Below are 19181 nucleotides of genomic sequence, written 5' to 3'. Positions count from 1 at the left end.
GTGCTGGCGGGGTGTGCTCCACCATTCGCCCACCGTGTTTCGGGTTCCGACGCCGGATGTGACGGCCGTGTAAAAGTTGGTCGTACCAATGAACCAAGCAGACCAACGGGCCCTACGGTCGATGGCATGCACCGTGGACGGACCCTGAGTGCGGCGACCGCCGCCCACCTCGGCACGCTCGTGCTCGACGACCTGCAGCCCGGCGACAAGCTGCCGCCGGAACGCACCCTCGCCGAGGACCTCGCCGTGTCCCGCACGACGATCCGCGAGGCGTTGCAGGAGCTGGAGCGCCGTCGCCTGGTCTCCCGGACCCCTGGTCGTGGCACCGTCGTGCTGCCGAGGCCGGAGGAGGCGTCGGCCCTGCTCGACCACCACCGCGACGACCTGGACCACCGGGCCGAGCACGTCGCCGAGTTCCGGACGGTCGTGGAGCCGCAGGTCGCGGGACTCGCGGCGGCGCGGGCGGGTGCGGCCGACCTGCTCACCCTGGAACGCATCCTCGCCGCCACGCACGCGGGCCTCAGTCCGGAGGAGTCGCTCGCGCAGGACGTCGCCTTCCACGTGCAGGTCGCCCGCACCTCGGGCAACCCCCTGCTCGTGTCGCTGTGCGAGCTCAGCAGCGGATGGGTGCAGGACGTCCGTGCCCGGTCGCACAGCACCAGCGAGGGGCGGCGGTCGTCGTTCGAGTGGCACGAGCGGATCCTCGAGCGGATCCGGCAGCACGACGTCGACGGCGCGGCCCGGGCGATGGCCGACCACCTCGCCGACGTGGCCCACCTGGTCGAACGGAGGACGGACCGATGACCACCGCACACCACACCAGCGCACACCGCACCACCGCACACCAGAACACCGCCCCCGCGGTCCCGACCCTGCAGCCCGGCTCCGGGCCCGTCCGCGGCGACCACTCCCTGCCCGTCGACCCGGAGACCGTCCTGTGGGGTCGGCTGCCGAGCGACGGTGACGTCCCCGCCCTGACGATCGGTGCCGGGGAGTCCGTCACCATCGACACCGTCAGCCACGAGGGGATCCTGCCCGACCAGGGCAGCGACCCCGTCGCCTGGTTCGGCGACCACGGTGTCGCCCCGGAGCACGTCCTCGCCGACGCCGTCGCGATCGCCCGCTCCGGACACCGCGACCCCACGGCGGACGGCCCCCACGTGGTGTCCGGTCCGATCGCGGTGCGCGGCGCCCGCCCCGGTGACGTCCTGACCATGACGGTGCTCGAGACCCTGCCCCGGGTGCACTACGGCGTGGTCTCGAACCGGCACGGCCGCGGTGCCCTGCACGGCGAGTTCCCGGTCGACGGCACGACGGTGAGCGTCTTCGCCGACGTCGTCGACACCGCCCAGGGGCGACGGGGCCGCATCCCGCTCACCGCCGCGGGCGACCGCTTCGCGCACTTCCCCCTGGCACCGTTCCTCGGGATCATGGGCGTCGCGACCCCCGGCGAGCGGCTGCACTCCGTCCCGCCCGGTCGTCACGGCGGGAACATCGACGTCAACCTGCTGCAGGTCGGTTCGCAGCTGCACCTGCCGGTGCTCGTTCCCGGTGCGCTGGCCCACGTCGGCGACCCGCACTTCGCCCAGGGCGACGGGGAGGTGGCGCTCACCGCGATGGAGGCCTCGCTCCGCGCCACGATCCGCTTCGACCTGACCCCGGCAGCCGAGGCCGCCGCCCGCTTCGGCGACCTGGTCTGGCCCGTCGCCGAGACGCAGGAGTTCCTGGTGCCCACCGGCATGGACCCCGACCTCGACGAGGCCGTCCGGCAGTGCGTCCGGCACGCCGTCGCGATCCTCGGTGCCCGCTGGGGCATGGATCGTCACCTGGCGTACGCGTACCTGTCCGCCGCGACCGACTTCAACATCTCGCAGGTGGTGGACCTGGTGACCGGTGTCCACGCCCGCATCCGCAAGGCCGACTTCGAGGAGCCTGCCCGATGACCATGCCCGGAACGTCGACCAAGACGCACACCCCGGCCACGCCGGACGCGCCCGAGGCCCCGGCCGGCCTGCTCGCAGCCATCCACGCCTACGAGACGGCACTGCTGGCGAACGACCTCGACGCCCTCGACGCCGCCTTCGTCGACTCCCCCGGCACGATGCGCGGCGACGACCGCGGCCTGCTCGTCGGGCACGACGCGATCAGCGCGTTCCGCGGGGCACGGGGTGGGGTCGCGACCCGGTCGCTGACGCACGTCGAGGTCCGCCCCCTGACCGAGGACCGCGCCCTCGTCGTGTCGGTGTCCCGGTTCGCCGCGGGTGGGCAGGGCCTCCAGACCCAGCTCTGGCGCCGCGACGGCGAAGGCGACACCGACACCGACCCCGGCGCCGGACCCCGCTGGCGCATCGAAGCGGCCCACGTCACCGGCCGCCCGAAAGCCGTCGACACCACCGTCTGGCGGGCCGTCGGCGACCCGCTCGTCGCACCCACCGCCGTGGGGCCGCTCGACGGCCTGACCATCGCCGTCAAGGACCTCTACGCCGTGCCCGGCCAGCCGGTCGGCGCGGGCAACCCGACGTACCTGCACGAGGCACCGGTCGAGACGACGGCCGCCCCCGCGGTCGCCGCGCTCCTCGCCGCCGGCGCGTCGATCCGCGGGATCGCACGCACCGACGAGTTCGCCTACAACCTGACCGGCCGGAACGCGCACCACGGCACACCGCCGAACAGCGCGGCCCCCACCCGACTGCCGGGAGGCTCGTCCAGCGGATCCGCATCGGCCGTCGGCCTCGGGATGGTCGAGATCGGGATCGGCACGGACACCGCGGGCTCGGTGCGGGTCCCCGCCTCGTACCAGGGACTCTGGGGCCTCCGGACGACCCACGGCACGGTGTCCCGCGACGGGCTGCTCCCCCTGGCGCCGTCGTTCGACACCGTCGGGTGGCTCACCCGCAGCCCTGAGGTGCTGCTCGCCGCCCTCGACGCCACCGTCCCGCCGATGCCCGGGCCGGACGAGGCGGTCGACGCGACGGTGCTCGTCGTCCCCGAGGAACTCGTCGCGCTCGTCGAACCGGACACCGCCCGGGCCTTCACGGCCTTCGTCGAGACCCTCGACGAACCCGTCGCCACCGTCCGACTGCGCGACCTCGGCATGCCGGAGCCCCGAGCCCTGCAGGAGCAGCTGCGGCTCGTCCAGGCCGCCGAGGCCCTGGCAGCACACGGCCCCTGGATCGACGCGCACCCCGGAGCGCTGAGCGCCGTGGTCGGTGACCGGTTCCGCGCGGCCGGGGCGAACGACCCCGACGCGACCGCCGACGCCGTCACCGCCCTGGACGCCGTGCGCACGACGATCCGCGGTGCCCTCGCCGGTCGGACCCTGCTGTTCCCGACCGTCCCCGGGCCCGCACCGCTGCTGGACGCGGACGCCCGAGCGCTCGAGCGCACCCGGACCGCCACCACGGCGATGACCGCGCTCGCGAGCGTCGGCGGGCTCCCCGCGGTGAGCGCACCGGCGATGACCGTGGCCGGCGCTCCCGTCGGTGTGTGCCTGGTCGGCGGACCGGACACCGACCGTGCCCTGGTGATCCGTGCCGGGCGCATGCTGCCGGACCAGCCCGCCACGGGCCTCCCGACGGTCTCGGTGGTGCGCTAGGAGGCGAGCCGCCGGGCGTGGGTGACCGCCCACAGACCGACGGCGCTCGCCGCGGCCACGTTGAGCGAGTCGACGCCGTGTGCCATCGGGATGCGGACGGTCGTGTCAGCCGACGCGATCGCGGCCGGCGTCAGTCCCTGCCCCTCGGTCCCCATCACGAGCGCGACCCTGTCGGGCAGGTCCGCCACGAAGGCGTCGAGGTCGACGGACTCGTCCGTCAGTGCCATCGCGGCCAGGTGGAAGCCCTGTGCGCGGAGTTCCTCACCCGCCGCGGGCCAGTCGCCGATGCGGGTCCACGGCACCTGCAGGACGGTGCCCATGCTCACCCGGACGCTCCGGCGGTACAGCGGGTCGGCGCAGCGCGGGCTGACGAGCACGGCGTCGGCGCCGAGACCGGCGACGCTGCGGAACACCGCGCCGACGTTCGTGTGGTCGACGATGTCCTCGAGCACGACGACGACCTTCGCGTCCCGCACCACGTCGGCGACGCTCGGCAGCTCGGGACGCTGCATCGCCGCGATCGCACCGCGGTGCATGCGGAAACCGGTGAGCTCCTCGAGCAGGGCGTCCGCACCGACGAAGACGGGACCGTCGTGCTCCGCGACCAGCGGCAGGACGGTGTCGAGCCACTTCTCCTGCACCAGGATGCTGCGCGGCACGTGACCGGCGCGGACCGCCCGCTCGATGACCGTGTTCGACTCGGCGATGTACAGGCCGCCCTCGGGCTCCGAGACCCGACGGAGCGCCACGTCGGTGAGCCGGGCGAAGTCGTCGAGGCGGGGATCGTCGAGGGAGTCGATGCGGACGGGGTGCACGGGGCTCGTTTCGGTGTGGTGCGGCGATGGCGTCCCCGGTGCTCCGCTCGGGAAGTGACCGGGACGGTCGGGTGTTGAGGGTACCGTGAACAGGGTGCTGGATGATGCTGCGTCGACGACCGGACCGACCACCGGAGCGGCCTCCGGGGCCACCTCCGGGTCGGTGAGCGCCGACGACCTCGACCGTGTCGTCGAGCTGCTCGCGGGCAAGCGCGTCGCCGTGCTCTCCGGCGCCGGTCTCAGCACCGACTCCGGCATCCCCGACTACCGCGGAGCCGGACGCGTCGTGCGGAAGCCCATGACGTTCCAGGAGTTCCTCGCCGACCCCGCGAAGCGCCAGCGGTACTGGGCCGGATCGCACCTGGGCTGGCGGAGCTTCGCGGCCGCCACGCCGAACGACGGGCACCGGGCGCTCGCCGCGCTCGAGGACGCCGGGATCGTCGCCGGCGTCATCACGCAGAACGTCGACGGCCTGCACCTGCGCGCCGGGTCCCGTCGCGTCGTCGAGATCCACGGGTCGATGGACCGCGCCGTGTGCCTGCGGTGCGGGCAGGTGTTCTCCCGCTCCGACCTCGCCACCACCATCGACCGGGCGAACCCCTGGATCGACGAGCCGGGGTCCGTGCAGCTGCAGCCCGACGGCGACGTCGAGATCACCGAGGTCGAACGGTTCGTCGTGCCCGCGTGCTCCGTCTGCGGCGGCGACCTGAAGCCCGACGTCGTCTTCTTCGGCGAGTTCGTGCCGGCCGAGAAGTTCCGCGAGGCCGTGTCGATCGTCGCCGACGCCGACGCGCTGCTCGTGGTCGGGTCCTCCCTCACCGTGAACTCGGGCGTGCGGCTGGTCGACCACGCGGCACGCCGGAAGAACCCGGTGGTCATCGTGAACCGCGGTGAGACCCGCAGCGACCGCCGGGCGGCCGTGAAGCTCGACGCCGGCACCACCGAGACGCTCGTGCACCTGGCGGAGCGGCTCAGTGCGGCGGGGGCGTCGCGCGCGGCGTCGCCCGCGGCGTCACCCGCAGCGTCGCGCGAGGACTCGCGCTCGTCCGAGTAGCCGGACGGGTCCGCCGGTCGCGTCTGCGAAGATCGACGAGTGACGACCCTCCTGTACCTCGTCCGCCACGGCGAGACCGACTGGAACGCGCAGCGCCGCATCCAGGGCTCCACCGACATCCCGCTCAACGACACCGGACGACGGCAGGCCGCCGAGGCCGCCGAACTCCTGACCCGCCGGCCGTTCGACGCCGTGGTCGCCTCCCCGCTGTCCCGCGCCGCCGAGACGGGTGCGATCATCGCCGATCACCTGGGACTCGACGCCCCGACGACGTACCCGGGCCTGGCCGAGCGGTCCTACGGCGAGGCCGAGGGTCTGACCGACGACGAGGTGTCCGCCCGGTACCCGCACGACGACATCCCCGGTCGGGAGTCCCGCTCCGCCCTGCTCGCGCGGATCACCGAGACCCTCGGCGAGATCGCGGTGCGCTTCGACGGAGGCGTCGTGGTGGTCGCGACGCACGGCGCGGTGATCCGCAGCGTCGTCAACGCCGCAGCCCCCGGGACGGCCGACCGCGGCCACACCCCGATCCGGAACGGGTCCATCCACTCGTTCCGGTGGGACCCGGAGCGCTTCCACGCCGAACTCGTCCGGTTAGACGACCCGATCGACGACGTCTCCGACGCCACCGGCGGCTCGGCGTTCGAGTACCAGAACCCCTTGGAACGCCGGGGCTGACCGGGGACTACGCTCCGACGCACCCGCACACCGGGGACCACCCGCGACCCAGGGTGACGGGAGCCAGATGTCCGACGACGGAACCAGCCGACACGGCCGGCATGCCCCCGATCCGTCCGACGACGACCTCGACCGCGTGTTCGGCCCGGAGACGGCGAGCATCCCCACGCGCCCCCGCGCCCGCACCTGGTTCGTCATCGGCGGGAGCGTCTTCGTCGTGGCCGCGGTCATCGCCGTGGTGCTCGGGTCGATCATCGGCTCCGTGCAGAACGGCATCGGCGGGGTGTTCCCACGGCCGGACATCGCGCTCGACCGGTTCGACACGCGGGTGGACGACCTGCCCGGCGTCATCGAGGTGCGGCACCACGCCCCGGCCAAGACCGGGTTCGCGAGCTACGACGCGGTCGCGACGGTCCGCGCCGACCCCTCGCTCGACCGCGCTGCCAGACGTGACCTGGTCGCCGCCATCAGCCGTGCAGCCGACGAGTCCGGTGGCAACGGCGTCCGCGTCGTCGTGATCGCCGACCTCGGCAGCCTGCAGATCGGCGTCACAGGAGCCGGGGAGGTCGCGGCGAAGCGACTCGCGCTGGCGGACACGCTCGACCGCATCGGCGGGGTCACCGCGGTCCGCTGCTCGTGGGAGCGCGGCGGCGACCCGTCCGACACCGCACGGGACCAGTCGATCGTCGTGCGGACCCCGGGGAGGGGTGCAGCGGTGCCGCCCATCGTGTCGCGGGTGACCGAGGAGACGCAGAAGGTGTTCCCCGGGGCGGACGTGCAGGTGATCGCGCGGAAGTAGCGGAAGGAGGCGTGATGTGGTGGGCGTGGACGGGCGACGTGGAACCACACGGTCGACGTCGTACGACATCGGCAGCGTCGTTCCGCATCGCCACGAAGCGCGAGACCGCGCGCAGCGCCCCGAGCCCGCGCCGGCGCCCGCCCGCGCCCGCCCTCAGGCCCGCCGGTCCCCCACGGCCCGCTCGACGGCCCGGACGACCTGCTCCGCCGAGTCCTGCCACCGGAACCGCCGAGCACGCTCGATCGACCGCAGCGAAGCCTCGTCCCACCGGTCCTCGACCCGCCGGACGGCCGCGGCGACGGCGGACGGCGACGCCGGGTCGAAGTACTCGGCCGCATCGCCACCGATCTCGCGGAAGATCGGGATGTCGCTGACGACGACCGGGGTCCCGACGCCCATCGCCTCGACGAGCGGGATGCCGAACCCCTCGTCGTACGACGCGGTCGCCAGCGCCGTGGCCGAACGGAGCACGGACAGGTACTCCTCGTCCGTCGCGCCGTCGTGGAAGACGATCGTCCCCGCGGGAGCGAGCCCCTCGAGTCGCGCCCGGTCGGCACCGGACACCCGCGACATGCAGTGCAGCGTCCAGTCCGCCCCGAGCAGCGGCAGCGCCGCCGCCAGGGTCTCGACGTTCTTGTACGGCATGAACGACCCCATGTAGACGAGGGAGCGCTCGCGCGGCGCTCCGGTCGCCCGTGGCGTCGCCGGGTCGGCCGCGTTGTACGCGACCGTCACGGGTCGTCTCGTCAACCGGTGCTCGGCGATCAGCCCGGCGGTCGTCTCCGACACCGTCACCACCCCGTCCGCACCGTTCAGCAGGAACCGCTGTGGCGCCCACGACAGGTGGAACGCCCGCCAGCCGAGCCGCAGCGGCCACGAGAACTCCCGCGGGGGCGTGCGGTTGCGGTAGTAGATCAGGTCGTGCAGCGTCAGGACGAGCGCGTACCGGCGCCCGCGCGACCCCATCGTCTGCATCGGTGAGAACACCGCGTCGAGCCCCAGACGGTTGACCCGCCGGGCGACGAGCGGCTCCCCCGCGTCCGTCGGTGCCGGCAGCAGCTCCCACGGCAGGTCCGGCGGCAGCGACTCGAGCTGGCGCTCGTCGTGGACGAGCAGCACGAAGTCGTGTCGGTCCGGCAGGTTCGCGACCACTCCGGCGGTGAACCGGCTGATGCCGTCGTGCCGACCGATCCGCACGTACCGGCAGTCGATCCCGATGCGCAGGCGCGTCACGCGTCGGTCTCCTTCGTGTCGCTCGCCGTCGCCTCGGTCGCCTTCGTGGCGTTCGGCTTCGTGGTGTTCGACTTCGCCGGAGCCGTCTTCGCCTCGGTCGCCTTCCCGGCGGTCGTGCGGGAGGCCCGCCCCGCCCCCGACGGTCGGCCCGCCCTGGTGCCGCGGCCCCGTCCAGGGCGCGCGGCCGTGTCCGCCATCCGGCGCAGCACCGCGGCGGCGGCCGGAGCCGGTGTCTCGTAGTGCACCAGGTGCCCGACACCCGGGATCACGACGAGCTCGGCGTCCCGCAGGCGTTCGGCGAGTGCACGCTGTTCGGGCACGGCGGTGATGTCGTCGTGCTCCGCCGCGACGAGCAACACGGGCACGTCGATCCGGTCGGCGTACTCGGACACGTCGTGGGTGACCGAGGTGCGGAACGCCTCGAGCACGCTCGTACGGTTCGCGAAGGCCGAGAAGTACCGGTCGTGCTGATCGTGGACCCACCGGCGGACGACGGGGTCGTGCGACTTCAGCATCGCGATGCTCATCGCCCGGACGATCGCACCGTTCCGCAGGATCCCGAGCCCGATCGGCTTCGGCAGCACCGCGCCGGCACGGTAGTACCCGATCGCGATCGCGGTCCCGACGGCACGCGGACCCTGCAGTGCCGGGGCGGCGATGGGGTTGACGAGCACGAGCAGCCGGGTGTCGAGACCGGCGGCGACGGTGGCCGACACCACGATCGACCCGAACGAGTGCCCGAGCACGACGGTGTCGCGCCCGAGCCCGAGCGCGGCGTGGAACCCGGTCAGCCAGGTGACGTACGCGTCGATGTCGGACACCGGCAGCGGATCGGACACGCCGAAGCCGGGCAGGTCGGGCACGATCACGCGGACACCTTCCAGGTGCGCGGCGATCGTCTCGAGGCCGTGGTGGTCCCCGCGGAACCCGTGCACGGCGAGCACGGTGCGATCCGCGTCCTCGGGCCCGTAGACCCAGTAGTGCGTGGTCCGGCCGTCGACCTGGACGGCCCGGTGCACGACCGGTGTGGCGGCCATCAACGACTGGTACGGGGAGAGCACGGGCGGTTGCATCGGCGTCAGTCTAGGGAGCGAACCGCACGAATCCCCGGACACCCGCAGCATCTCGCGCCTATCGTGTCCGGGGCGGGCCGTCGAGCGGTCCGTCGACGACGACGAGGAGCACGGTGACCTTCACAGCCCCGATCCAGCTGCCCGGCCTGACGCTCGACCCGCAGTGGTACAAGCGCTCGGTCTTCTACGAGTGCATGATCCGGTCGTTCGTCGACTCCAACGGGGACGGCATCGGCGACATCCAGGGCGTGATCGGCAAGCTCGACTACCTGCAGTGGCTCGGCGTCGACGCGCTGTGGCTGCCGCCGTTCTTCCAGTCGCCGATGCGTGACGGTGGCTACGACATCGCCGACTACCGGGCGATCCTGCCGGAGTTCGGCACCCTCGACGACTTCCGCGAGCTCGTCACGAAGTCGCACGAGCGGAACATGCGCATCGTGATCGACATGGTGATCAACCACACCAGCGACCAGCACGAGTGGTTCCAGCAGTCCCGCGAGGACCCGGACGGCCCCTACGGCGACTTCTACGTCTGGCGCGACACCGACGAGGACTACTCGAACATCCGCATCATCTTCGTCGACACCGAGGAGTCCAACTGGACCTTCGACCCGGTCCGACGCCAGTTCTTCTTCCACCGCTTCTTCTCGCACCAGCCCGACCTGAACTTCGAGAACCCCGCCGTCATCGAGGCCATCTACGACGTCGTCCGGCACTGGCTCGACATGGGCGTCGACGGCCTCCGGCTCGACGCGATCCCGTACCTGTTCGAGTCGGAGGAGGGCAACGGCGAGGGCGAGCCGGAGACGCACGAGTTCATCAAGAAGCTCCGCGCGATGGTCGACGACGAGTACCCCGGCCGGGTGCTCCTGGCCGAGGCGAACCAGTGGCCGCGCGAGACCGCAGCCTTCTTCGGCACCGACGAGGAGCCCGAGTGCCACATGGCGTTCGACTTCCCGGTGATGCCGCGCATCTTCTACTCGCTCCGCGCCCAGCACGCCGCCGAGCTCAAGGCGATCCTGTCCGAGACCCTCGACGTGCCGGCCAGCGCCGCGTGGGGCGTCTTCCTCCGCAACCACGACGAGCTCACGCTCGAGATGGTGAGCGAGGAGTACCGGCAGGCGATGTACGGCTGGTACGGCTACGACCCGCGGATGCGCTCGAACATCGGTATCCGCCGACGTCTCGCTCCCCTGCTCGACAACTCGCGCGCCGAGCTCGAGCTCATCCACGCGCTGCTCTTCTCGCTGCCCGGTTCACCGTTCCTGTACTACGGCGACGAGATCGGGATGGGCGACAACATCTGGCTGCCGGACCGCGACTCGTCCCGCACGCCGATGCAGTGGACGCCGGACCGCAACGCCGGCTTCTCCACCGCAGACCCGGGCAAGCTCTACCTGCCCGTCGTGCAGTCGCTCGTGTACAACTACGCGCAGGTCAACGTCGAGGCGCAGCTGGCCCAGTCGCGCTCGCTGCTGCACTGGGTCCGCAACGTCATCCACACCCGCAAGGCCCACCCGGTGTTCGGCCTCGGCTCCCTGAACGTGCAGGAGACCTCCAACGACTCGGTGCTCGCCTTCGTCCGCTCGTGGGAGGGCTCCGGGCAGCAGTTCGGGCCGTCCGCCGAGGACGTCCTGTGCGTGTTCTCGTTCGCGACGAACCCGACCTCGGTCACGATCTCCGCGCCGGAGTTCGCGGGTCGCCCGCTCTACGACCTGTTCGGCGGCAGCTCGTTCCCGTCGTTCGACGAGGACGGCACCGTCACGCTCACCATGGGCACGCAGTCGTTCTACTGGCTGCACGTCGGCGCGCCGACCCGGTAGTCGGGGGTGTCGGTGCGTCCCGTTAGCCTGACCGCGTGACGTTCCCCACAGCACAGCTCGACGCACCCGCTCCGTCCCAGGACCTCACGGGTCGCCCCTGGTGGCACGCGCTGGGCGTCTTCGACCTCGAGACCACCGGGGTCGACGTCGAGACGGCCCGCATCGTCACGGCCCACGTCGGACTCATCGACATGACCGGGGCCTCCATCGTCGAGGGCGCGTGGATCGCCGACCCGGGCGTCCCCATCCCCGAGGGCGCCGCGGCCGTGCACGGGTACACGACCGAACGTGCCCAGGCCGAGGGGCGTCCCGCGGCCGAGGTCGTCGGCGAGATCATCGCCGCGATCGAAGCCGTGTTCGCCCGGGGCATCCCGCTCGTGATCTACAACGCCCCCTACGACCTCACCGTCCTCGACCGCGAAGCGAAGCGGCACGGGTTCGCCTCCCCCGTCGTCGGCAACGTCGTCGACCCGCTCGTGATCGACAAGGCGCTCGACACCTTCCGCAAGGGCAAGCGCACGCTCGAAGCCGCGTCCGAGCTCTACGGTGTCACCCTCGACGACGCCCACGACGCCGGCGCGGACGCCATCGCTGCCGGGCGTGTCGCCCAGGCCATCGCGGGCAAGTACCCGGACGAACTCGGCATCTCCGCCGAAGCACTCCACCGCAAGCAGGTCGGCTGGTGCGCCGAGCAGGCCGCGTCGTTCCAGGACTACATGCGCAAGAAGCGCGACCCGTCGTTCACCGCCGACGGCCGCTGGCCGCACCGCAACGGCGCCTGACCCCGCACAGCCCGCGCGGGACACCGGTGTTCGTGCGCCGAACACCCGCACAACCCGGTGTGACGCGCGAACACCGGTGTCTTGCGGGCCCGGGCCAGCGGCAGCCGGAGCCACCGCACAACGCGAACGGGCGGCCCTCCTGCAGGAGGACCGCCCGTCGACGTTGCGTGGGGGCTGCTTACTTGCTGAAGCCCTTGAAGCGCTGGTTGAACTTCTCGACGCGGCCGGCCGAGTCGAGGATGCGCTGCTTGCCCGTGTAGAACGGGTGCGAAGCGGACGAGATCTCGACGTCGATGACCGGGTAGGTCGCACCGTCGAGCTCGATGGTCTTGTCGCTGTTCGCGGTCGAACGCGTCAGGAACGTCTCACCGGAGGCCAGGTCGCGGAAGACGATGGCGCGGTACTCGGGGTGGGTGTCGGTCTTCATGGAGATTCCTCGATAGCGGTGGTGGGATTGCGCGAACTGCGCGGGAAGTCGTCGGCTTGCGCCAGCCGTCCACGATACCAGAGAGACGGCGGGATCGCAGCGCTACGCGGCGCGTGCCGTGTAGCGACCGGCGTCCTTGGTGACCGAGAGGTCGATGCCGAACGCCTCGGTCAGGGTCTGGTCGGTCAGGACCTCGTCGATGGGGCCGGCGGCCTGCACGTGGCCGTCGGCGAGGACCAGTGCGTGGGTGAACCCGGCCGGGATCTCCTCGACGTGGTGGGTCACGATGACGATGGCGGGCGAGTCGGCGCTCTGGGCGTAGCCGCCGAGGGTGCGGACGAGGCTCTCACGGGCGCCGAGGTCGAGCGACGCGGCCGGTTCGTCGAGGAACAGGATCTCCGGGTCGGTCATCACGGCCCGGGCGATCTGCACGCGCTTCTGCTCGCCGTCGCTCAGGTCGCCGAACGTGCGGTCGGTGAAGGACCCCAGGCCCCACTCCTCGAGCACGCGCTGCGCACGACGGACGTCGAGCTCCTCGTACTCCTCGTTCCAGCGCCCCGTCACCGAGTACGCCGCGGTGAGCACGACGTCGATGACCTTCTCGGTGACGGGGATGCGACGCGCCAGGGCGGTCGACGCGAAGCCGATGCGCGGGCGGAGCTCGAACAGGTCCGCACCACCGAGCTCGGTGCCGAGCACCTCGACGTCGCCCGAGGTCGGGAACGTCTGGGCACCGGCGACCTGCAGCAGCGTCGTCTTGCCGGCGCCGTTCGCGCCGAGCACGACCCAGCGTTCGTCGTCCTGCACCTCCCACGAGATCGCGTCGAGGATGGTGGCCCCGTTGCGGACCACGGAGACGTCTGACAAGCGCACGACCGAGGGCATGCCACCAGCCTACGGGTTCTGGCCGAGCACCTGGTCGTAGACCTGCCGTGTCCTGGTGGCGATCGCGTCCCAGGTGAACTCGGTCTCGACACGGAGCCGTCCGGCGCGTCCCATGAGCTTCGCCAGCCCCTCGTCGGCGAGCACCTCGGCCAGGGTCGCGGCGAGGTCGGCCACGAAGCGGTCGGGGTCGGTCGGGGTGCCGGTGCCGTCCTGCACCTGGTCGATCGGGACGATGCGACCGGTGAGCCCGTCGGCGACGACCTCGGGGATGCCCCCGGTGCCGGTGCCGACGACGGGGATCCCGCACGCCATCGCCTCGAGGTTCACGATCCCGAGCGGCTCGTACACCGACGGGCAGACGAACACGGTGCCCGAGGACAGCACGTTCACGATCTCCTCGTGCGCGAGCATCCGGTCGATCCAGACGACGCCCTCGCGTTCGGCGCGGAGCCCCTCGACGAGCGCGGTGACCTCGGCCAGGATCTCGGGGGTGTCCGGCGCGCCGGCGCACAGCACGATCTGCACGTCCGACGGCAGCGACGCCACGGCGCGGAGCAGGTACGGCAGGCCCTTCTGCCGGGTGATGCGTCCGACGAACACGACGCTCGGGCGCGTCGGGTCGATGCCGAGGGCACGCACGGCGTCCTCGTCGACGGTCGGCTTCCACGCGTCGATGTCGATGCCGTTGTAGACGACATGCACCTTCGCCGGGTCGATCGAGGGGTAGGAACGCAGGATGTCCGCACGCATGGCCTTCGAGACCGCGATGACGCCGTCGGCGTTCTCGAACGCCTCGCGCTCCATCCAGCTGGACAGGCGGTAGCCGCCGCCGAGCTGCTCGGCCTTCCACGGGCGCAGGGGCTCGAGGCTGTGGGCGGTGACGACGTGCGGGATGCCGTAGGTCAGCTGCGCGATCCGGCCCGCGGAGTTCGCGTACCAGGTGTGCGAGTGCACGAGGTCGGCGCCCTCGACGTCGGCTGCGATGGCCACGTCGGTACCCAGGGCCTGCAGTGCGCCGTTGGCCTGGCCGAGGCCGTCCGGGGTCCGGTAGCCCCACACGTCGGGTTCGTCACGGAAGGCCCCGAAGGCCCGGACACGGACTTCCGTCTCCGTTCCCGACCGCAACGCGGCGGTGAGTTCGGACACGTGGACACCGGCTCCGCCGTAGACCTCCGGCGGATACTCCCTGGTCAGCAGATCGACTCGCACTGGTTCAAGGTAACCGGTTCCCAGTGCTGACGCCTACTGTGAGCGGCATGGCTCCAAAGAAGGTCTTCGGCATCGTGCTCGCCGGTGGCGAAGGCAAACGACTCATGCCGCTCACCGCCGATCGCGCGAAGCCCGCCGTCCCGTTCGGCGGCAACTTCCGTCTCATCGACTTCGCACTGTCGAACCTGGTGAACTCCGGTCTCAACAAGATCGTGGTCCTGACCCAGTACAAGTCGCACAGTCTCGACCGACACGTCGCGGAGACCTGGCGGATGGAGGGGCTGCTCAGCTCCTACGTCGCGTCGGTCCCCGCGCAGCAGCGGCTCGGCAAGCGCTGGTTCGCCGGGTCGGCCGACGCGATCCTGCAGTCGCTCAACCTGCTCCGCGACGAACGCCCCGACATCGTGGTCGTCGTCGGCGCGGACCACGTGTACCGGATGGACTTCCACCAGATGGTCGAGGCGCACATCGCCTCCGGCCGCAGTGTCACCGTCGCGGCGATCCGCCAGCCGATCGGCCTCGCCGACCAGTTCGGCGTGATCCAGGTGGCCGAGGACGACCCGACCAAGATCGACGCGTTCCTCGAGAAGCCGAAGGACGCGATCGGCCTGGCCGACTCCCCCGGCGAGATCCTGGCCTCGATGGGCAACTACGTGTTCAACGCGGACGCCCTGGTCGACGCGGTCCTGCGCGACGGCCAGCTCGAGACCTCGGCGCACGACATGGGCGGCGACATCGTGCCCGACTTCGTCAACCGCGGCGACGCCGGCGTGTACGACCTGCAGCGCAACGAGGTCCCCGGGTCCACCGACCGCGACAAGTACTACTGGCGCGACGTGGGCACGATCGACTCGTTCTTCGACGCCCACATGGACCTCATCGCCCCGGTCCCGGTCTTCAACCTGTACAACCAGGACTGGCCGATCTTCAACCAGCAGACGAACCTGCCGCCGGCGAAGTTCGTCCGCGACGCGAACGGCAACACCGGCTCCACGGTCGACTCGCTCGTGTCGCTCGGCTGCCTGGTGTCGGGCGCCCAGGTCGAGCGCAGCATGATCGGGCCGTGGTGCTCGATCGACTCCGGTGCGAAGGTCCTCGACTCGATCGTGTTCGAGCGCGCCACCATCGGCGCCGGCGCGATCGTCAACCGCGCCATCCTCGACAAGGACGTCGTCCTCGCACCGGGTGCGCAGGTCGGCGTCGACCGCGAGACCGACGAGGCACGCGGCTTCACCGTCACCGCATCCGGCATCACCGTGGTGGGCAAGGGCGTCCGCGTCGACGCGTGACGACGCACCCGGGGCGCAGCCCCGGACGGACGGTCTGGAGGCACGGCTCGCGTCACCGACGCGGCCGTGCCTCCGCCAGTCGGTACCGTTGGTGCGTGCCCCGCTTCCTCGTCGTCCTCGATGCCGATTCCACCCTCCTCGAGGACGAGGTGATCGAACTGCTCGCCGACAGCGCCGGGACCCGGCCACAGGTGGCGGCGATCACGGAGCGCGCCATGCGCGGGGAACTCGACTTCGCCGAGAGCCTCCGGGAGCGTGTCGCGACCCTGGCGGGCCTCCAGGCGGACGTCTTCGTCCGCGCGCAGCAGGCGGTCCGTGTGACGCGGGGCGCCGACCAGCTCGTCCGCGGCGTGCACGCCGCCGGCGGCACCGTCGGCGTGGTGTCGGGCGGGTTCCACGAGGTCCTCGACCCCTTCGCCGAGCAGCTGGGCCTCGACCACTGCCGGGCGAACCGGCTCGAGGTCAGCGGCGGCGTGCTGACCGGCCGCGTGCTCGGCGACGTCGTCGACGCGCACGCGAAGGCCGTCGCGCTCCGCGAGTGGGCGGACGCCGACGGTGTCGACCCGGCACGGACGATCGCGATCGGGGACGGCGCGAACGACCTCGAGATGATGCGCGTCGCGGCGCTGTCGGTCGCGTTCGATGCGAAGCCGCGCGTGCGGGAGCAGGCGGACGTCGCGGTCGTCGACCGTGACCTGTCCGCCGTGCTCGCGACGCTCGGTCTGCGCGGCTGAGCGGACCGTCCGGTCTTCGCGCTCAGCGACACGTCACGCGCGCGAGCACCCGTGGACTGTCGCTGGGCACGAAACGTCGCGCAGGTGGTGGCTAGTGCCCCATCCCGAGGCCGCCGTCGACCGGGATGATCGCTCCGGAGACGTACCCGGCGCCGTCGCTCGCCAGGAACAGCGTGGCGTCGGCGACGTCGTCGACCGTGCCGTAGCGGGCGGCGGGGATCGCCTTCTTGAACTCGGCCTGCAGCTCGTCGGAGAGCGCGGCGGTCATGTCGGTCTGGATGAAGCCGGGCGCGACGACGTTGGCGGTGATGCCACGCGACCCGAGTTCACGGGTGATCGAGCGGGCCATGCCGACCAGGGCGGCCTTCGAGGACGCGTAGTTGACCTGGCCGATCTGGCCGTAGGCACCCACGACGCTCGACATCAGCACGATGCGCCCGAACTTGGCCTTCATCATGCCCTTCGTGGCGCGCTTGACGACGCGGAAGGTGCCGGTGAGGTTCGTGTCGACGACGCTGGTGAAGTCGTCCTCGGACATGCGGAGGAGCAGCTGGTCGTTCGTGATGCCGGCGTTCGCGACGAGGACCTCGATCGGACCGAACTCGGCCTCGACCTGCGTGAACGCGGCGTCGACGGAGGCCGTGTCGGTGATGTCGGCCTGCACCGTCAGCGCGCCCTCGGGACCACCCTGACCGCTGCGCGACGTCACGGCGACCCGGTGGCCGGCTGCGACGAACCGCTCGGCCAGCGCGCGGCCGATGCCGCGGTTGCCGCCGGTGATGAGGACGGTACGGGGGGTGCTCATGGTCGCTCCGTTCGGTGGGTTCTGCTCGGCACGCGGTGCCGGGGACCCGGCGGACACGCCCGGACGAGCGTACCGGAGCCGACCACCCTGCCGGTTCGCGCGCGGCGCACCCATGATCGGCCCGGCGGGATTAGGCTTGACCACGGGTAGACGGAGACCATCTGTATGAAGAGCACGCACACGAGCATCACCTCGCTGCCGGACACACCGGAGCAGGACCGGGCGCACCGCCTGTCCCGCTACGTCTGGCAGATGGCCATCCGAGTGGTCCTCTTCATCTCCGCCGTGCTCGTGTACTCGACCTGGCACTCGTGGCTTGCCGTCATCCCGATCGTCCTCGCCGCGGTGATCCCCTGGGTCGCCGTCGTCATCGCGAACGCCGGCAGCCGGACCGAGAGCGACATGATCTCCCCCGCCGGGTCCATCGAGCTGTACGACGCCGTCGACCCGCGCCTCCGCGAACAGCAGGAGGATGCACGGGCCCAGGCCTACCGCGACGAACAGGACCGCCTCCGCCAGCAGGCGCAGCACGCCCAGGACGAGTGGCAGCGCAACGGCGACCGATCGAAGATGTGGGGGCCCCGCTGATGGGTGCGACGTTCGACCTGCAGACCGAGCCCGGATCGACCCCGGTGTGCTCGCGAGCGGGTTGCACCTCGACGGCCGGCTGGCGCGTGAACTGGCGCAACCCCCGCATCCACGCGATCGACCGCGTGAAGATCTGGGCGGCGTGCGACGAGCACCGTGACTTCCTGGCCGACTACCTGCGGTCCCGCTCGTTCCCGGTGCGCGTCACCGGCATGCACGAGGACGTCGACCGCCTCGACGACGAGCGCGACCCGGTGGCAGCGCCGAAGAACGACGTCGGGGTGCGCGCCACCGGCACCTCGCGATGACCGACGGCTTCGACCCGCAGTCCCGGTACGGCCGCAAGCACGCCGCCAAGCTGCAGCGTGCCGCCGCTGGATCGAGCTCCGGCTTTGGCTCGGACTCGGGGTCGGGCTCGGACTCGGGTTCGATCAGCCGCTCCGACGAGCCCTTCGTCGGCTGGCGCTTCGTCCGGAGCCGCCGCTGGCTCGGCTACTTCGCGATCGCCGTCGCCTTCGCCATCGTCTGCACGCTGTTCGGCATGTGGCAGTGGGACCGCCGCAACGAGGCCGTCCGGCAGAACGAGCAGGTCGCGCAGAACTACGACCACACTCCCGTCCCCCTCGACCGGGCGCTGCCGAGGGCGTCGAGCTGGCAGGACGAGCAGGAGTGGCTCCGGGTCTCCGTCACCGGCCGGTACGACGTCGACTCCCAGCTGCTCGTCCGCAACCGCGTGCACAACGGGCAGCCCGGGTTCGAGGTCCTCACCCCGCTCGTCACGTCCGAGGGCCGCGCCTTCATCGTCGACCGAGGCTGGGTCCCGACCGGCAACGCGCAGGACGCCCCCGACCACGTTCCCGCTCCCCCGTCCGGCGAGGTCACCGCCGTCGTCCGGCTGCAGCAGAGCGAACCCCGCATCCCCGGCCGCTCCGACCCGAAGGACACCGACCAGGTGCAGTCGGTCACCCTGGCCGACGTGGCGAACAAGGTCGACGACCCCATCTGGACCGGTGCGTACGGGCAGCTCGCCTCGGAGTCCCCCGCCCCGACCGAGGCCCGCCCGCTCGGCTCGGATCGCCCGAACGCCGACACCGGGCTGCACCTGAGTTACTTCATCCAGTGGTTCCTGTTCGCCGCCGGGGGCTTCGGGTTCCTGGCGTACGTGATGGTGCAGGAGTACCGGAACCTCAACCAGGACGACCCCGAGGAGCGCGAGCGTGCCCTCGAGCGCGAACGCCGCAAGAACCTCAAGCCGAAGACCGACGCCGAGATCGAGGACGAGCTCATCGCGTCCCGTCGCTGACGCGCTGGCGTGTGTGTGCGTGTGTGCGTGTCAGCGCACCGTGCGCACCTCGCAACCCCGTGCGCGCTTCCCCGCACCGTGCAGCACCA

The 19181-nt window shown here is 71.6% G+C and carries 20 protein-coding genes; 13 read left to right on the top strand and 7 right to left on the bottom strand.

The genetic code is table 11. The annotated features are described in order from the left end of the window. Positions 1-126 precede the first annotated feature (126 nt). From QRN30_RS14920 to QRN30_RS14910, 3 genes are read left to right on the top strand one after another with little or no spacing between them, the layout of a single operon-like run. Positions 127-804: a FadR/GntR family transcriptional regulator gene (locus QRN30_RS14920; protein WP_042540895.1), complete on the top strand. Its 678-nt coding sequence runs from the start codon at positions 127-129 to the stop codon at positions 802-804. Next, a complete protein-coding gene (locus tag QRN30_RS14915; RefSeq protein ID WP_284761284.1) occupies positions 801-1943 on the top strand; it encodes an acetamidase/formamidase family protein in 1143 nt (380 codons plus the stop codon). The genes QRN30_RS14920 and QRN30_RS14915 overlap by 4 nt, the downstream gene beginning before the upstream one ends. Further along, positions 1940-3595 (top strand): AtzH-like domain-containing protein, encoded by a 1656-nt coding sequence (locus QRN30_RS14910; protein ID WP_284761283.1) that lies wholly within the window; start codon positions 1940-1942, stop codon positions 3593-3595. The genes QRN30_RS14915 and QRN30_RS14910 overlap by 4 nt, the downstream gene beginning before the upstream one ends. On the opposite strand, the gene QRN30_RS14905 is transcribed toward QRN30_RS14910, so the two are convergent. Further along, positions 3592-4410, bottom strand: a complete 819-nt coding sequence (locus tag QRN30_RS14905; RefSeq protein WP_017887288.1) for a TrmH family RNA methyltransferase — start codon at positions 4408-4410, stop codon at positions 3592-3594. The two genes, QRN30_RS14910 and QRN30_RS14905, sit on opposite strands and share 4 nt — an antisense overlap. Before the next feature lie 163 nt (positions 4411-4573). On the opposite strand from QRN30_RS14905, the gene QRN30_RS14900 reads away from it, so the two are divergent. The 3 genes from QRN30_RS14900 (at position 4574) to QRN30_RS14890 (ending at position 6941) form a co-directional block, all read left to right on the top strand. Continuing rightward, entirely contained in the window at positions 4574-5464 is an 891-nt protein-coding gene (locus QRN30_RS14900; protein ID WP_284761343.1) for a Sir2 family NAD-dependent protein deacetylase, read from the top strand. A 39-nt stretch (positions 5465-5503) separates the two neighbouring features. Next, positions 5504-6142 (top strand): histidine phosphatase family protein, encoded by a 639-nt coding sequence (locus QRN30_RS14895; RefSeq protein ID WP_284761282.1) that lies wholly within the window; start codon positions 5504-5506, stop codon positions 6140-6142. A gap of 67 nt (positions 6143-6209) precedes the next feature. Beyond that, positions 6210-6941 carry a hypothetical protein gene (locus QRN30_RS14890; protein ID WP_284761281.1) on the top strand — a complete coding sequence of 244 codons (732 nt, stop codon included), beginning with the start codon at positions 6210-6212 and terminating at the stop codon, positions 6939-6941. A gap of 153 nt (positions 6942-7094) precedes the next feature. Here the strand turns inward: QRN30_RS14890 and QRN30_RS14885 are convergent, their stop codons facing one another. Next, positions 7095-8165: a glycosyltransferase family 4 protein gene (locus QRN30_RS14885; protein WP_042540929.1), complete on the bottom strand. Its 1071-nt coding sequence runs from the start codon at positions 8163-8165 to the stop codon at positions 7095-7097. A gap of 5 nt (positions 8166-8170) precedes the next feature. Beyond that, positions 8171-9247: an alpha/beta fold hydrolase gene (locus QRN30_RS14880; RefSeq protein WP_350225054.1), complete on the bottom strand. Its 1077-nt coding sequence runs from the start codon at positions 9245-9247 to the stop codon at positions 8171-8173. Between the two features lie 113 nt (positions 9248-9360). Between QRN30_RS14880 and treS the strand changes: the two genes are divergently transcribed. Next, a complete protein-coding gene (treS, locus tag QRN30_RS14875) occupies positions 9361-11070 on the top strand; it encodes a maltose alpha-D-glucosyltransferase (protein ID WP_017887282.1) in 1710 nt (569 codons plus the stop codon). Between the two features lie 35 nt (positions 11071-11105). Next, the gene (locus tag QRN30_RS14870) at positions 11106-11852 is read left to right on the top strand and encodes a 3'-5' exonuclease (RefSeq protein ID WP_017887281.1); all 747 of its coding nucleotides are present in this window, start codon (positions 11106-11108) and stop codon (positions 11850-11852) included. 178 nt (positions 11853-12030) lie between these two features. Here the strand turns inward: QRN30_RS14870 and QRN30_RS14865 are convergent, their stop codons facing one another. The 3 genes from QRN30_RS14865 to glgA all read right to left on the bottom strand — a co-directional run bounded on the left by QRN30_RS14865 (position 12031) and on the right by glgA (position 14373). After that, entirely contained in the window at positions 12031-12279 is a 249-nt protein-coding gene (locus QRN30_RS14865) for a type B 50S ribosomal protein L31 (protein WP_017887280.1), read from the bottom strand. Positions 12280-12381: 102 nt separating this feature from the next. Continuing rightward, positions 12382-13164, bottom strand: coding sequence for an ABC transporter ATP-binding protein (locus QRN30_RS14860; RefSeq protein ID WP_017887279.1), 783 nt, complete (start codon positions 13162-13164; stop codon positions 12382-12384). A gap of 9 nt (positions 13165-13173) precedes the next feature. Then, entirely contained in the window at positions 13174-14373 is a 1200-nt protein-coding gene (gene glgA / locus QRN30_RS14855; protein ID WP_284761280.1) for a glycogen synthase, read from the bottom strand. Between the two features lie 47 nt (positions 14374-14420). Between glgA and QRN30_RS14850 the strand changes: the two genes are divergently transcribed. Together QRN30_RS14850 and serB are read left to right on the top strand one after the other, a co-directional pair. Next, the gene (locus QRN30_RS14850) at positions 14421-15662 is read left to right on the top strand and encodes a glucose-1-phosphate adenylyltransferase (RefSeq protein WP_031259790.1); all 1242 of its coding nucleotides are present in this window, start codon (positions 14421-14423) and stop codon (positions 15660-15662) included. A 95-nt stretch (positions 15663-15757) separates the two neighbouring features. Then, entirely contained in the window at positions 15758-16396 is a 639-nt protein-coding gene (serB, locus tag QRN30_RS14845; protein WP_017887276.1) for a phosphoserine phosphatase SerB, read from the top strand. Positions 16397-16487: 91 nt separating this feature from the next. Here the strand turns inward: serB and fabG are convergent, their stop codons facing one another. Then, the gene (gene fabG, locus QRN30_RS14840) at positions 16488-17201 is read right to left on the bottom strand and encodes a 3-oxoacyl-ACP reductase FabG (protein WP_031259788.1); all 714 of its coding nucleotides are present in this window, start codon (positions 17199-17201) and stop codon (positions 16488-16490) included. A 165-nt stretch (positions 17202-17366) separates the two neighbouring features. On the opposite strand from fabG, the gene QRN30_RS14835 reads away from it, so the two are divergent. The 3 genes from QRN30_RS14835 to QRN30_RS14825 are packed head-to-tail and all read left to right on the top strand — an operon-like array spanning position 17367 to position 19092. Beyond that, positions 17367-17789, top strand: a complete 423-nt coding sequence (locus QRN30_RS14835) for a DUF3099 domain-containing protein (protein WP_052481935.1) — start codon at positions 17367-17369, stop codon at positions 17787-17789. Further along, entirely contained in the window at positions 17789-18097 is a 309-nt protein-coding gene (locus QRN30_RS14830) for a hypothetical protein (RefSeq protein ID WP_081612300.1), read from the top strand. Before QRN30_RS14835 ends, QRN30_RS14830 begins: the two co-directional genes overlap by 1 nt. Then, a complete protein-coding gene (locus QRN30_RS14825; protein ID WP_284761279.1) occupies positions 18094-19092 on the top strand; it encodes an SURF1 family cytochrome oxidase biogenesis protein in 999 nt (332 codons plus the stop codon). Before QRN30_RS14830 ends, QRN30_RS14825 begins: the two co-directional genes overlap by 4 nt. Positions 19093-19181 lie beyond the last annotated feature (89 nt).

The sequence above is a fragment of the Curtobacterium sp. MEB011 genome (genome assembly GCF_030209655.1).
Lineage (GTDB): Bacteria > Actinomycetota > Actinomycetes > Actinomycetales > Microbacteriaceae > Curtobacterium > Curtobacterium poinsettiae.
This window is presented reverse-complemented; position numbering and strand designations above follow the sequence as displayed.

What these genes read in the sequence shown, in the direction of transcription:
- QRN30_RS14830 (WP_081612300.1), top strand. Translation starts at nt 17,789, where the DNA reads ATGGGTGCGACGTTCGACCTGCAGACCGAGCCCGGATCGACCCCGGTG.
- QRN30_RS14860 (WP_017887279.1), bottom strand. Translation starts at nt 13,164, where the DNA reads ATGCCCTCGGTCGTGCGCTTGTCAGACGTCTCCGTGGTCCGCAACGGG.
- QRN30_RS14865 (WP_017887280.1), bottom strand. Translation starts at nt 12,279, where the DNA reads ATGAAGACCGACACCCACCCCGAGTACCGCGCCATCGTCTTCCGCGAC.
- QRN30_RS14880 (WP_350225054.1), bottom strand. Translation starts at nt 9,247, where the DNA reads ATGCAACCGCCCGTGCTCTCCCCGTACCAGTCGTTGATGGCCGCCACA.
- QRN30_RS14915 (WP_284761284.1), top strand. Translation starts at nt 801, where the DNA reads ATGACCACCGCACACCACACCAGCGCACACCGCACCACCGCACACCAG.
- QRN30_RS14920 (WP_042540895.1), top strand. Translation starts at nt 127, where the DNA reads ATGCACCGTGGACGGACCCTGAGTGCGGCGACCGCCGCCCACCTCGGC.
- QRN30_RS14910 (WP_284761283.1), top strand. Translation starts at nt 1,940, where the DNA reads ATGACCATGCCCGGAACGTCGACCAAGACGCACACCCCGGCCACGCCG.
- QRN30_RS14850 (WP_031259790.1), top strand. Translation starts at nt 14,421, where the DNA reads ATGGCTCCAAAGAAGGTCTTCGGCATCGTGCTCGCCGGTGGCGAAGGC.
- fabG (WP_031259788.1), bottom strand. Translation starts at nt 17,201, where the DNA reads ATGAGCACCCCCCGTACCGTCCTCATCACCGGCGGCAACCGCGGCATC.
- QRN30_RS14835 (WP_052481935.1), top strand. Translation starts at nt 17,367, where the DNA reads ATGAAGAGCACGCACACGAGCATCACCTCGCTGCCGGACACACCGGAG.
- QRN30_RS14890 (WP_284761281.1), top strand. Translation starts at nt 6,210, where the DNA reads ATGTCCGACGACGGAACCAGCCGACACGGCCGGCATGCCCCCGATCCG.
- QRN30_RS14825 (WP_284761279.1), top strand. Translation starts at nt 18,094, where the DNA reads ATGACCGACGGCTTCGACCCGCAGTCCCGGTACGGCCGCAAGCACGCC.